Source organism: Sulfitobacter sp. (assembly GCF_036961165.1).
GTDB lineage: Bacteria > Pseudomonadota > Alphaproteobacteria > Rhodobacterales > Rhodobacteraceae > Sulfitobacter.
Genome location: NZ_JBALVJ010000082.1, coordinates 1 through 13,229 on the forward strand (window position 1 = coordinate 1; position 13,229 = coordinate 13,229).

The following is a 13,229-nucleotide window of genomic DNA, read 5'->3' on the forward strand; positions in this document are numbered from 1 at the left end:
CTAAAGATTAAAGTGTTGCGTCGACCCGTTGAAATCGCCCCGCATAGCGGACATTGAGATGGTCAAGTCGCCCCATGTACCCCTTGCAGCCGCAGCAAAGGTCGGCTTCGAGCCCAAACTACTCGACGCTGCTACATGCATCAAAGACCGAAAGTATTTCATAAGTTGTCATTCAAAGGCGATTTATAGTGTCTGTCTCATGATGGGTTGGACGGGTTCAACAATTCTTTCAACGAATTAGGTGGCGCAGTGTGCACTCTGTGTACAACATGAAATCGCCTTCTGTCGCGCCTTGTAGGGCGGTTGTCGGAACCGCGGGCAAGTCATGTTTAGCACAACATCACCCTAAACTGTCCCATTGCCGCTGGCGCCAGACACCGTAAGACCATTTCCCCGGGCCGGGCAAGGAGTGGACATAGCCCCAGAACTGCTTATCGTTATCTTGAGATATCCTGAGGAGGCAGTGTCCCGTGGTCCGTGTCGGCGTTCTTTGCGCTTTCTTATTAGCGTTCTTTTCCAGCCACTTGTGGGCTCAGGTTACAGACGATTGGTCCGGCCGCTGGGATACCTACTGGCGCGACGGCGAAGCGCGTCTGCTGCTGCAACAGCAAGACGGAAAAGTTTCGGGCACCTATGATCCGGGTGAAGGCCGCATTGAGGGGCACATCGAAGGCCGGGTTATGCGCGGCTCTTGGTTTCAAGACAACACCTCCGGGACCATTGTGTTTGCCCTGTCTGAGGACGGCCACAGTTTCACTGGCCGGTTCGTCGATGGAGAATATTGGAACGGCAAGCGAGTTTCCGACGTAGCCGCATCTAGGTTGGCTGACGTCATCCACGACACCCCGCGCGCGGCCTTACGGTCGCTAGTTTATCTGGAGAATGAGGCCGTCTACGAGGGTAGCCTTTCGGCAGCCAACGCCGCTGACTCGCTTTTGCTGTATGTTGGCCAACCCACGGACGCGCGCGACGAACGGCGGCGCCGCCGCTTGTTGTGGACCTTGCTTGATTTGTCGACCTTCCGCATCTACGACGCGCCCCGGCGTGTTGACGGTGAAGCCGCCGAGTTTTCCATCGGTCCTGCGGCAGGAAATTTCGAATACAGCATACAACTCCGGAAAATCGGCGATGAGTGGTTTGTGGTCGTCCCGCCTGCGCCCAACCTACGCCGGGCCGTGGACGATATAGTTGCAGCACTTGGCCATGACACGCTTTCACAACTGAAAGAGGCGGCCGCGAACAGCCCGCGCGCCGCCATGCGCGATTTTCTGCAGGGTACGCGAAACTGGCACACGGGTGGACGTGAGAGGGCGCTTGCGGCTATCGATCTTTCGTTCTTGCCGCCACGGCTTTACAGCTTCGAGGCCCCGTTGCTTGCGGACTATCTCAAACAGGTTATCGACCGCGCCGGTTATGTGACCTGGCAAGAGATCTCCGACAATCCGGACCGGGCTGGAGCCTACGTCTTTTACCGGCATCCAGCGGGCTCGGTCGTCATTGAGCAAGTGCCGGGACCCGAGGGAGAGCCGACCCGATGGAAATTTTCGGCAGAGACCCTGCGCAACGCGCCGCAACTCTTTGCGCAAATGCAGGACCTGCCAATCGCCGCCGGAATCTCACCGTCAGAGCCCATCACGCGCTTTTTCCGAGTCCGCGAGAGTATCCGCGCGAAGTTCCCTGGGCTTCTCCTGCGTCCCGGTCCTTTGGAGCTCTGGCAGTGGCTGGTCATTCCACTGTCTGTGGTCTTCGCCGTGGTCTTAGGCTGGCTGATAGGAAAAGGCGTGTCCCTCGTTCTCAGCCGCAGCCTGCGCCGCGCCGAACGTGGCTTGCGCGTCGGTGCGGCCAGACGGCTCGGCAGGCCGACCGCCGTATTGGTGGGCGCGGGATTCGGCGTTCTCGTGTTCACTTGGGCGGGTTTGGCCGAGACGGTGCTTGGTACAGTGACGGTTGCGCTTGCCGCGATCGCAGCGACGGCCCTTTGCTGGTTGCTATATACTGCTACCGAACTGACAGGAGGTTACTTTCAGCAGCGGGCCAAACGCACAAGCGGCTTTGTAGACGATATCGCTGTTTCGCTGGTCACGGGTGCGCTCAAGATCGGAATTGTGGCCGCAGGGATTATCGCCATAGCAGATATCACGGGCATCCCCTATGAGGGCGTCATTGCGGGCCTTGGGGTCGGCGGCATAGCGTTGGCCTTTGCGGCGCGCGATACCGTCAGCAACCTGATCGGCGGCGCAATCCTCATGAGCGACCGGCCCTTTCATCGAGGCGATCTGATTGAGGCCGAAGGTCAGATGGCCACGGTCGAGAATGTCGGCCTTCGATCAACACGCATGCGGACCTTTGACGATTCACTTCTGGTGATTCCGAATTCTCAGCTGACCGACAAGTCGATCGTAAACTGGGGGCAGCGGCGCAAGCGCAAGGTACGCCTTGAAATCAGCCTGCGCTACGAAACACCGCGTGACCGGCTAGATGCCTTCGTGACCCAACTGCGGGCGGCGTATCTTGCTCAGCCCGCCGCAGATGACACGACGGGATATGTCGGGCTGCGATCATTTGGCGAGTCGGCATTGACCGTAGAACTTTGGGGGTATTTCAACCTCGCGGACTATGACGGCTATATCGCGGCAAGGCACCGACTGATCGGTGACATTGTCGATCTCGCACGCAGTATGGACGTGGGGTTTGCCTATCCAACACGCGCGATCAGGCTCCTGTCCGAGGAAGACGGAAATACTGAAGATGAGCAAAAGGCATCAAATCCAGCCTGAGACCGCATTCCCTAAGTCGCTCCACATTTTCGCGTCCCTTAAGTGGATCATCACCTGATGCAGTTCTTTCGGGCTGATGCCGCGCTTGCCATCCCGGAGATGTACGAGATGCTGGAAGCGGAAGGATAGCCGCTGACGCCACGGAAGTCTGGTGTTGGCAAGTTGACTTCAAATCGAACGCCATGCGGCAGATGGAGGAATGGACAGACTGTCTTTCTGGATCAAGGTCTTAGCCTCTGGAGATGTGCGATCTGTATGCAATCTATTGTGAAGGTCCACAAAGCTCCGAAAAGCAGCCGTGTGTGCGCTTGCAGCGAATTTACATATTGTCCGCATAGCGGACCTTGTTGTTCAGCGCAGCGAATGCACACTTTCCGCCCAGTGCGAACATTGGCCATGCTACCCGACGCTGCAGCGCAGCTTTCTCTGAGAGGCCGCCAAGGCTAAAAAGTCCATTTTGTTAAGCAGACAGCCAACTTCCGCTTGGCAAACCAGATTCCCCCCACACTGCCGACTTTCCCGATTTCATGTTATTCCAGATCAACTGTGGAATGCAGCGTTGGACATTGGACTGTTAGACCTTTTTTTTCCAACTCATTCTGCATACTGGACATGCCTTTTTCATAGTCTCCGTGAACCAGAAAAATCGTCTCGGGCTTACCTGCTTTAGATGCCCAATAAAGCAGTTCCCTTTGGTCGGCATGCGCAGAAAAACCATTAATCGTGTAGATGTCGGCTTTTACCTGAATGTCCTCGCCAGAAATTCGGATATGTTTTGCCCCGTCAACGATCTGGCGTGCCAATGTGCCCTGCGCAGCAAATCCTACAAAAACCACACTACAGTCCGGACGCCAAATATTGTGTTTCAAATGGTGACGCACGCGCCCACCCGTACACATTCCCGATCCTGCCATAATCACCGCTCCGCCCTTTACGCGATTAATTGCCATGGAATCGGCCGTCTGACGGGTAAAGCGCAGGCCCGGCGGATTAAAAGGCTGTTTTCCGGCAAGCATTTCATCCCGAACTTCGTCACTGAATCCGTCAGCATGCCGACGGAATATCTCAGTCGCGGACACTGCCATGGGACTGTCCAAAAAAACAGTAAGCGATCTGGGTAATTCGCAGCTTTCGATCGCTTTTTTCAAGTGGAACAGGATTTCCTGAGTACGCTCCATGGCGAAGGTGGGGATCACGACATTTCCGCCTCTGGAAATGGTCTTGCTGATCGCCTCCACAAACTCGACAACAGAAGCATCCAGATTCTTGTGCATCCTGTCACCATAGGTTGTTTCCATAACAAGATAGTCGCACTCTGGCGGAGGTATTGGATTCGCCAGGATCGCATGCCCCGGGCTGCCAAGGTCACCTGAAAAGACAATCCGACGTGTGGTTCCCTTTTCAACCGCTTCAACAATAATAGAGGCAGAACCTAGAATATGCCCAGCGTTTATGAAGCGCACTGTCACAGCGTCATTCAAGGCAATATCTTCATCGTACCGTACATTCCGCCCGAAGCTATCCAGAGCGGCCAACACATTGATCTGGTTGTAAAGCGGCTCGATATCTCCATGCCCACCGCGCCGCCTGCGACGGGACGCCCGCGCAGCGTCCTCTTCTTGGATATGTGCTGAATCCATCATGATCAGCTTGGCCAGGTCACGGGTTGCAGCTGTGGTGATAATCTCTCCAGTAAAACCACGTTTAACGAGCAAGGGGATCCTACCGCAATGATCAAGGTGCGCGTGGGTCAGAAGCAGATAATCTATCTCTGAGGCCTTAAAACCGAAATCACCGGCGTTCTCTTCATCAGCATGTCTCGCGCCTTGAAACATTCCGCAATCGATCAGAATTCGCAATCCGCCTGCTTCAAGAAGATGGCAAGAGCCAGTTACATTTTGGGCGGCACCATGGAATGAAAGTCTCATAAGTTCGGCTCCAATCTGGTTTGTAAGGTCCTTTTTTTTCAGTTAGTGGTTTGTTGGTTTTTCAATGAATGGCTCGCCCGCTTTAGTGTACCAATCAGAGATGATCTGCAGAATATCGTTCGAAGTTTCAGCGAAACAGAACAGGTCTTCGTCCTCGGGATCGATGACCCCTTCTTCAACAAGATATGGAATATCAACGGCCCGCGACCAGAACTGGCGCCCCACCAGAATAATCGGCAAGGGCAGGATTTTACGGGTCTGCACCAGCGTAAGAGTTTCAAAGACCTCATCCATGGTGCCATAGCCACCGGGAAAAGCCACAAGAGCACGCGCCCGGTTCAGAAAATGCATTTTCCGCAAGGCAAAGTAATCAAAACGGAAGCAAAGTCCCGGCGTCAGATATGGATTGGGGTACTGCTCATGTGGCAATGTTATGTTTAGACCAATTGACTTTGCCCCGGCATGGAATGCACCACGGTTCGCAGCCTCCATTATTCCTGGCCCCCCGCCTGTCATGAGGGCAATCCTTCCGCCGTCACGGACCTCTTTCATGCGCCCGATAGAGTCGCCGAATTCCTGCTCGATCGCATAGTACCAGCTTAGCTTGAGAATACGCCCTGCAATCGAAACCATCCTTAGCAATAAAGGGTCTTTGGGATTGGCATCTAATTCGCTTCGTGCCTGTTTTAATCGCTCGCGCGCAGCAACGGGTTCAGGAATGCGAGTACTGCCAAAAACAACTATCGTATGCTTGACCTCATGATCCGTGAGCCCCTTTTCAGCCTTCATGAAATCAAGCTGCAAACGGACACCGCGCATGTCATCAGAACCGAGAAAGGCAACGTCTTGGTCGGCTTGCAGGTACCCTTTGCTTTTCAGGATCGCGGCAACCCTTGCAGGGGCTTCCTTGTCTTCCAAGGCGGCCTTTGGCGTTTGCCAAGGCAAAGGTACATTCCGCGTCTTGGGTGCAGGCTCTGGAACCGCGCGAGCCGGAGGTACGATGCTAACTCGTTTTTTCAAAACGTCCCCCTTGCGCATCTCCCAGTGTCCGCGAAATTATGCCATCAAATGTTTGATACCCATGTCTTGATAGTTCAGCCCTGAGCAAACGAATCGCCAATCCATCCAATCCAAACTCTCAGCAAATGAGCACGTGCTCGGGATCATTTTCCGGTCTAGATCCGGAGTGGATCATATTGCTCACAAATAAGAACGGACACCCCATTTTCTTCTCCTCTTGTCGCACGGAGAACACTTTCGAACCTTGATCGAAATCAAGCTTTAATTGCATTCACCACTCAACGGGGCACATCGCCCATACCAACCGCTGGTTATGTTGAGTGTCGCTGGCTCTCACAATAAGCACGCCCAGGACTATCCTGTGCTTAACCGTCATTGGGTGGGCTACGCAGCACCTGATACATTGGGCTCTTTGCGGACATTCGCTGCACAACGCAAAACTGCAGCTAAGCTCCATCATAACCTTAATCCTCACTACACGCAGAAAAATTGCACAGTTGATCTAGATCGTGTGGATTGGTAAACAAACATGACCAATAAAATCGGAAAGCTGTCATGCCCGTCATCACCAATATCGACGATCTCAAACGCCTCCACCGCCGCCGCGTCCCGAAAATGTTCTACGACTACGCAGAAAGCGGCAGCTGGACCGAGCAGACCTTCCGAGAGAACACCTCTGATTTCGATAAAATCCGCCTGCGCCAGCGTGTGGCCGTCGATATGTCGGGACGCAGCACAGCGACGAAGATGATTGGCGAAGATGTCGCGATGCCCGTGGCGCTGGCCCCCGTTGGCCTGACCGGCATGCAGCATGCGGACGGCGAGATGAAGGCCGCCCGCGCGGCAGAAGCCTTCGGCGTGCCCTTTACGCTATCGACCATGTCCATTAACTCTATCGAAGATGTGGCTTCCGCGACGAACAAGCCCTTCTGGTTCCAGCTTTATACAATGCGCGACAAAGATTACGTCAGCCGTCTGATCGAACGGGCACGCGCTGCGAAATGCTCGGCCCTTGTGATCACGCTGGATCTGCAAATCCTTGGACAGCGTCACAAGGACATCAAGAATGGCCTAACCGCTCCGCCGAAACTGACCCCGTCCACCATCGTCAACCTGATGACGAAATGGCGCTGGGGCATCGAGATGCTTCAAACCAAGAACCGCCAGTTCGGCAACATCGTTGGCCATGTTGATAATATCTCCGACGCCTCCGATCTAAGCGCTTGGACAGCAGAGCAATTTGACCCCACGCTTGACTGGTCCAAAATCGCCAAGATCAAGGAACAATGGGGCGGGAAGGTTATCCTCAAGGGAATTCTGGACGCCGAAGACGCCAAAATGGCCATGCAGGTTGGTGCTGATGCCATCATCGTAAGCAACCACGGCGGGCGTCAGCTTGACGGTGCGCTCAGCTCGATCCGCGCGCTGCCCTCGATCCTGGATGCGGTTGGCGATCAGGTTGAAGTCCACCTCGACAGCGGCATCCGCTCCGGTCAGGACGTGCTCAAGGCGATGGCGATGGGGGCCAAAGGCACTTACATCGGCCGCGCATTTATCTATGGCCTTGGCGCCATGGGTCAGGCCGGCGTTACCAGCGCGCTTGAAGTCATCCACAAAGAACTCGACACCACAATGGCGCTGTGCGGCGAAACCCATGTAGAGAAACTGGGCCGTCACAACCTGCTGGTGCCCAAAGGGTTCGAGGGCGACTGGCAGGACTGATGCTCGTTTTTTCCGAGCAGAACCTTGTGCTTTTTTCCGTGCCCAAAACCGGCTCGACCGCGATGGAAGTCGCGCTCAAGCCGTGGGCAGACATCGCATTCTACAAGCAGCGCAAGCATACCCCCGTTGGCCGCTACCAGCGCAAAATCGCGCCCTTCCTCCGGGAGGCATACGGGTTGGAGCCAGAAACGATGGCTGTTATCCGCGCGCCATTGGAGCATCTGCGTAGCTGGTATCGCTACCGCGCCCAGACATTAGACGTGGATTTCGACGGCTTTGTGCAGGCCGTACTTTCCCCCTCCCCGCCCGAGTGGGCGCGTATCGGCACGCAATTCAACCTCCTCACCAACGCCAAGGGTGCGCTCGGCATTACCCACCTTTTCGCCTATGAGGCCCAGCCTACCCTGCGTAACTGGCTCTGCGCCCGCGTGAATGACAATATTACGTTCAAACCCCAAAATGTGTCCCCGCCAGCGGATACAGCGATCTCCAGCCAGACGCTGGCCGCATTTAGTGAACGTTATGCCAAAGAAATAGACCTGCACGCCCGCGTCACCGCTGCTGGCGGCCATCTCGAGCCCCCTGCCTAACACCTTTTCTTTGGGCCACAAAAACACCTGCGGAGTTTCCCGAAGGCGACTGGCGCATCGCTTTCGCATGCCCCCTTCATATTTACTCTTTCCCCGAAACGGATTCGCGGCTATACGCGCGGCTTCACGTGGGGATACAGCCTTGGAGGATTCCCGCCCTAAATATAATGGAGAATTATTATGGCCGGAGAGATCCCAGATCTTGAAGTTCAGGAACGCACGGGGACAGGCAAGGGCGCCGCTCGTCAGGCACGTCGTGATGGCTTGGTCCCTGGTATTGTTTTTGGTGGCGACGTTGACCCGCTGCCAATCCAGATGGATTTCAACAAGCTGCTGACCATGCTGCGCAAAGGCCGTTTCAAAGCGACTTTGTTCAACTTGAAAGTCGAAGGCCACGATGACGTTCGTGTTATCTGCCGCGACGTTCAGCGCCACGTTGTAAAAGACCTGCCAACGCACGTCGACTTTATGCGTCTCAAGCGTACAACCAAGATCAACCTCTTCATCAACGTCGAAGTTTCTGGTGAAGAAGAGTGCCCAGGCCTGAAAAAGGGCGGCACGCTGAACTTGGTACGCTCCGAAGTCGAACTGCTGGTAACAGCAGCAGACATTCCAGAGAGCATCGTTGTAGACATCTCCGAACTGGAGATCGGCGACAACGCGACAATCGCGAATGTTAAACTACCAGCAGGCTGCAAGCCAGTCATCGACCGTGACTTTGTAATCGCACAGGTTTCTGCACCATCCGGCCTCATTTCTGCGGGAGCCGACGATGACGGCGCCGAAGAAGACGAAGCACCAGCAGAGGGCGGCGAAGAGTAATCCTCCCCACCACTGACGTATTGATAGACGGGGTCGCTTACGGGCGGCCCCGTTTTTCTTGACCCGCACGCGCGCCAATGCCTAACGTGCGCCATGCCTTTAAGACCCTCCCTCGAACTCGGCCCAACATTTGCGCGAATGGAGCGCCAGTCCGTGATATGGGTCGCAGTCTTTGCCCCCATGACGCTGGCCTATATCGCTGCGGTTTTCTATGCTGCGAGAAACGGTTTAGGCCTGTCTCTCCCTGTTAGACCTGAGACCCAATAGCGCAGATGCCCTTCTGCTCGACCTCGTCACCGCCTGCGCGCCCTTGCTCCTTGCTTTTACGTTCTATCTGCGCCGCCTTCGCCATGGCAGGCGAAACGCGCGGGCTGCTTCATCCAACAGTACAACAAAGACACCTTGGTGAAACTCGTAGCCAATCCTTCCCTGATTTACCGCAAACATAAGCGGCAGCTTCAGGTTGTGTGGAATGCCGATGGGCCAGTAACTGATGGCTCTCGCTACCCAATCCCCACTGAGGCAAGCTTTCGGCCCTTCGATCCAGACCAGTTTCTGACCGAAGGCCCCCCTGACGATAAATTGCGACGCCCCCTGCGCAGGACGGCGATTATGAACCCGCCGCGCTGGACCGCCCCTTGCCTGAACGGTATGGTAGCATCAAGCAACGGAGCAGCACATGAAACTGATTGTAGGTCTCGGAAATCCGGGGGAAAAATATGCCCGCAACCGGCACAACATCGGCTTTATGGCGGTGGAACAGATGGCCGCAGACCACGGCTTTCCCGCATGGAAGGGCAAGCATCAGGGTAGTGTGACCGAAGGCCGTTTTGGTAGCATCCGTGCGGTGCTTCTGCGCCCCGAAACGTTCATGAACAAATCCGGTGACAGCGTGGCTGCCGCCATGCGTTTTTACAAGCTGGAGCCAGAAGATGTGATTGTCCTGCATGACGAACTGGACCTCGCCCCCGGCAAGGTCAAATTCAAGATGGGCGGCGGACATGCAGGCCATAACGGGCTGCGTTCGATCCACAAACACTTGGGACCGAACTATGGCCGTGTGCGGCTGGGGATCGGCCATCCGGGGCACAAGGACCGCGTGCCTGGCTACGTGCTACACGATTTTTCCAAGGCAGATGCCGATTGGCTGGACGATGTCCTGCGCGGTCTCAGCGATGGTGCGCCCTATCTGGCCGAAGGCGATAACGCCAAATTCATGAATGCCGTTAGTCTGCGCACCGCCCCTGCCCGCCCATCCACGGGCACCAAAGGTCCTGCCAAAGCGGCTGCCCCAACAGCCCAAGCCCCTCAAACCAAAGAGCCGACGGAGCCGCACGATAAACAATCGGCCCTGCAAAAACTGATGGCCCGTTTCAAGTGACCCTGATTGAGGCGTTTCGCCATCAGGCTGCTTCCTGCGGTGCCCTTGGCAGCCCGTTCATGGCGCAACTTCTTAGTATTTTGGCTGACAACTGGCCCGCAGACAGCGCGTTGGCCCAGAAATTCGCGGGCTTCGAGGGCGATATCGGCCCAGCCGGCCACTCCTTGCCGCTGCGTACCGCCGCGGGCCTGCACGCGCTGGTACTCACGCGTCGGGATGAAGCGCTGATGGCGGTTTACCCACCGAACCAGACGAACGACACCGCCTTGCGGGATACCATCCTTAGCGCGCTTGAGACTCATGCAGCCTTCATGAACGACTGGACAGACAGCCCGCCCCAAACCAACGAGGTCCGCCGCTCGGCTGCGCTCATCGCTGGCGCGCGGGTGGCCGTATCGCATTTTAGCCTGCCCCTGCATCTGAGCGAGCTTGGCGCAAGCGGTGGGCTTAACCTGATGTGGGACAAATATGCGTTAGAGCTGTCTGGCAAACGCTTCGGGTCGGATATGCCGGTCCTGACGCTGACACCGGACTGGACAGGCGCCATGCCACCGGCGCTGACGCCGCAAATTCCGGCGCGCGCAGGCGTAGACCTCAACCCGCTTGATCCAAAGCGCGGCGATCACTTGCTACGCTTGACCGCTTATTTGTGGCCCGATCAACCGGAACGCCTGTCACTCACCCGTGCGGCGGCCTCGGTCATGACCGCACAGGTCGACACTGGCGACGCGGTTGACTGGTTGTCAGGGCGATTGGCCACAGCGCCACAGGGGCGGCTGCATCTAATCCAACATTCCGTAGCATGGCAGTATTTTCCCGACGCCGTGCAAGCCCACGGCACCGCACTGATTGAAGCCGCAGGCGCGCAAGCGACCGAGGACCGCCCCCTTGCTTGGCTTTCCATGGAAAGCGATGGCGACACAACGGGCGGCAAGGGCGCCGCCCTGACTCTGCGGCTTTGGCCCGGCAACCTTACCCTTGAACTGGGGCGAGCCGACTTCCATGGCCGCTGGATCGATTGGCGCTATAAAGGCGCGGCACTGCACTGAACTTCTGCTGGCCTGTCATTGACCGGCATGATTGAGTGAACGTGATCAGGCAGGGAGCAAAACATGCGCAATATCGGTAAGTGGATCTTTCGAATTTTCGTTATGTTTATACTGGCGGCTGCCGCCGCTGGGCTTTGGCAGCGCGAACAGATCACACGGCTTCTGGCAGTCAATTCGCTATTTTCCGAAGACGAAATCGTTCGCAATTTCTCCCACATGAACGAGGCGTTCCTCACCACGCCCGTCTCACGCGGTACTGGCCCGACCACCCCGCTGAACTACGGCGCCGATGCACCAATGCAAGCAAAAGTGGCGGACTGGGTTACAGCGCGCGATGTGACTGCGCTTGTCGTGCTCAAGGACGGCGAAATCGTGCATGAAAGCTATTACAAGGGCACTACCGCTGAAGACCTACGCATTTCGTGGTCGGTCGCGAAGAGCTATCTCTCTGCGTTGATCGGCGTATTGGTGGAGGAAGGCGCAATTGCATCGCTTGATGATCCGGTGACGCAATATGCTCCTGCCCTCGGCGGCGGAGCCTATGACAAAGCCAGCGTCCGCAACGTGCTGAATATGGCCAGCGGCGTGGTCTTTGATGAGGACTATCTTGATCCGAAGTCCGACATCAATCGTATGGGTCGCGTGTTGGCGCTGGGGGGTCGCATGGATGACTTTGCCGCCGACCTGGATGAGACCTTCGCCACCCCCGGCGCAGAGTGGAAATATGTGTCCATCGATACGCATGCGCTGTCCATGGTTGTACGCGGGGCCACCGGGCGTCCGATTGCAGAGCTGCTAAGTGAGAAAATCATCGCCCCTATGGGGCTGGAATATGCGCCCTACTATCTCACCGACGGGTTTGGCACGGCTTTTGTTTTGGGTGGGATGAACCTGACCACGCGCGACTATGCGCGTATGGGCCAGATGTTCTTGCAGGATGGGTTCTACAACGGTCAACAAATTGTACCCAAGGACTGGGTCGCGGCCTCGACCACCGCTTCGGCCCCGACCGCTACAGGCGAAATCGGCTATGGCTATCAGTGGTGGATTCCGAAAGGCGCCGTACCGGGTGAATTCATGGCCCGCGGGATATATGGCCAGTACGTTTACATCAATCGCCCACGAGGCATCGTAATCGCCACCAACGCAGCAGACCGCAAGTTCCGCGAAGAAGGTGTGGCAGATCAGAACGTCGACATTTTCCGCATCATCGCCAACAGCATCTAAGGAGACCACCATGGAACCGGACGAGAGCATCAACGTCGAAGGCGGCGAGCTGGCGCTTTGCGGCAGCGATCCCGTGACGGGATTTTTCCGTGACGGGCATTGCAACACCTGCGCCGCAGATCAGGGAAGCCACACGGTTTGCGCGGTGATGACGGCTGAATTCCTCGCCTTTTCAAAATACGTAGGCAATGACCTGTCCACGCCCAATCCGGCCTATGGCTTTGCTGGGCTCAAACCCGGTGACCCGTGGTGCCTGTGTGCGGGACGCTTCATGCAAGCCGCCGAAGAAGGCTGTGCACCGCAAGTCCACCTTGCCGCGACCCATATCCGCGCATTGGAAATTGTACCGTTAGAGGTGTTGCGCTCCCATGCCGTGGAGGAGGGCGCATGAGGCAGACACTTTTCGCGTGCCTCACGTTACTCGTCGCTGAGGCAGCGACCGCGCAAGAGATCAGACCGCAAGAGCAGGCAAGGCTGGACCGCTTTGAGCGCATTGTGGGCACCGCTATGCTAGAGGCTTTGGCTGGCGACACGGCGCAGGATGTGGCCGCGCTCACCACTGCACTGTCGGGCAAGCCACAGGTCGCCTTCGATCCGTCCCTGCAGGGGGACTGGCGCTGCCGCACGATGAAACTTGGTGGTCTATCGGAGCTGGTTGTTTTGAAGTGGTCCTGCTTTTTAGGACAGTTTTGCGGCTTGGCTAAGATGCATCT

At 56.5% G+C, this 13,229-nt stretch carries 11 protein-coding genes; 9 read left to right on the forward strand and 2 right to left on the reverse strand.

Annotated elements, in window-relative coordinates; genetic code table 11:
• Nucleotides 1-470: 470 nt before the first annotated feature.
• Nucleotides 471-2,777, forward strand: a complete 2,307-nt coding sequence (locus V7730_RS19615; RefSeq protein ID WP_335749269.1) for a mechanosensitive ion channel family protein — start codon at nucleotides 471-473, stop codon at nucleotides 2,775-2,777.
• Between the two features lie 530 nt (nucleotides 2,778-3,307).
• Here the strand turns inward: V7730_RS19615 and V7730_RS19620 are convergent.
• Entirely contained in the window at nucleotides 3,308-4,705 is a 1,398-nt protein-coding gene (locus V7730_RS19620; RefSeq protein ID WP_335749270.1) for an MBL fold metallo-hydrolase, read from the reverse strand.
• 42 nt (nucleotides 4,706-4,747) lie between these two features.
• The gene (locus V7730_RS19625) at nucleotides 4,748-5,725 is read right to left on the reverse strand and encodes an LOG family protein (RefSeq protein WP_335749271.1); all 978 of its coding nucleotides are present in this window, start codon (nucleotides 5,723-5,725) and stop codon (nucleotides 4,748-4,750) included.
• 555 nt (nucleotides 5,726-6,280) lie between these two features.
• Here V7730_RS19625 and V7730_RS19630 point away from each other — a divergent pair.
• The 8 genes from V7730_RS19630 to V7730_RS19665 all read left to right on the forward strand — a co-directional run.
• Nucleotides 6,281-7,447: an alpha-hydroxy acid oxidase gene (locus tag V7730_RS19630; protein WP_335749272.1), complete on the forward strand. Its 1,167-nt coding sequence runs from the start codon at nucleotides 6,281-6,283 to the stop codon at nucleotides 7,445-7,447.
• Nucleotides 7,447-8,037 carry a hypothetical protein gene (locus V7730_RS19635; RefSeq protein WP_335749273.1) on the forward strand — a complete coding sequence of 197 codons (591 nt, stop codon included), beginning with the start codon at nucleotides 7,447-7,449 and terminating at the stop codon, nucleotides 8,035-8,037. Before V7730_RS19630 ends, V7730_RS19635 begins: the two co-directional genes overlap by 1 nt.
• 180 nt (nucleotides 8,038-8,217) lie before the next feature.
• Nucleotides 8,218-8,859, forward strand: a complete 642-nt coding sequence (locus V7730_RS19640; RefSeq protein WP_335749274.1) for a 50S ribosomal protein L25/general stress protein Ctc — start codon at nucleotides 8,218-8,220, stop codon at nucleotides 8,857-8,859.
• 679 nt (nucleotides 8,860-9,538) lie between these two features.
• On the forward strand, nucleotides 9,539-10,240 hold the full coding sequence (pth, locus tag V7730_RS19645) for an aminoacyl-tRNA hydrolase (protein ID WP_335749275.1): 702 nt from the start codon (nucleotides 9,539-9,541) through the stop codon (nucleotides 10,238-10,240).
• A complete protein-coding gene (locus tag V7730_RS19650; RefSeq protein ID WP_335749276.1) occupies nucleotides 10,237-11,289 on the forward strand; it encodes a DUF2332 domain-containing protein in 1,053 nt (350 codons plus the stop codon). The genes pth and V7730_RS19650 overlap by 4 nt, the downstream gene beginning before the upstream one ends.
• A gap of 63 nt (nucleotides 11,290-11,352) precedes the next feature.
• On the forward strand, nucleotides 11,353-12,516 hold the full coding sequence (locus V7730_RS19655; protein ID WP_335749277.1) for a serine hydrolase domain-containing protein: 1,164 nt from the start codon (nucleotides 11,353-11,355) through the stop codon (nucleotides 12,514-12,516).
• Nucleotides 12,517-12,526: 10 nt separating this feature from the next.
• Nucleotides 12,527-12,907 (forward strand): DUF2237 family protein, encoded by a 381-nt coding sequence (locus V7730_RS19660; RefSeq protein WP_335749278.1) that lies wholly within the window; start codon nucleotides 12,527-12,529, stop codon nucleotides 12,905-12,907.
• A partial coding sequence (locus tag V7730_RS19665) for a DUF4893 domain-containing protein (protein WP_335749279.1) occupies nucleotides 12,904-13,229 on the forward strand: 326 nt, incomplete at its 3' end. The genes V7730_RS19660 and V7730_RS19665, both read left to right, overlap by 4 nt.

What these genes read in the sequence shown, in the direction of transcription:
- V7730_RS19635 (WP_335749273.1), top strand. Translation starts at nt 7,447, where the DNA reads ATGCTCGTTTTTTCCGAGCAGAACCTTGTGCTTTTTTCCGTGCCCAAA.
- V7730_RS19620 (WP_335749270.1), bottom strand. Translation starts at nt 4,705, where the DNA reads ATGAGACTTTCATTCCATGGTGCCGCCCAAAATGTAACTGGCTCTTGC.
- V7730_RS19655 (WP_335749277.1), top strand. Translation starts at nt 11,353, where the DNA reads ATGCGCAATATCGGTAAGTGGATCTTTCGAATTTTCGTTATGTTTATA.
- pth (WP_335749275.1), top strand. Translation starts at nt 9,539, where the DNA reads ATGAAACTGATTGTAGGTCTCGGAAATCCGGGGGAAAAATATGCCCGC.
- V7730_RS19640 (WP_335749274.1), top strand. Translation starts at nt 8,218, where the DNA reads ATGGCCGGAGAGATCCCAGATCTTGAAGTTCAGGAACGCACGGGGACA.
- V7730_RS19630 (WP_335749272.1), top strand. Translation starts at nt 6,281, where the DNA reads ATGCCCGTCATCACCAATATCGACGATCTCAAACGCCTCCACCGCCGC.
- V7730_RS19660 (WP_335749278.1), top strand. Translation starts at nt 12,527, where the DNA reads ATGGAACCGGACGAGAGCATCAACGTCGAAGGCGGCGAGCTGGCGCTT.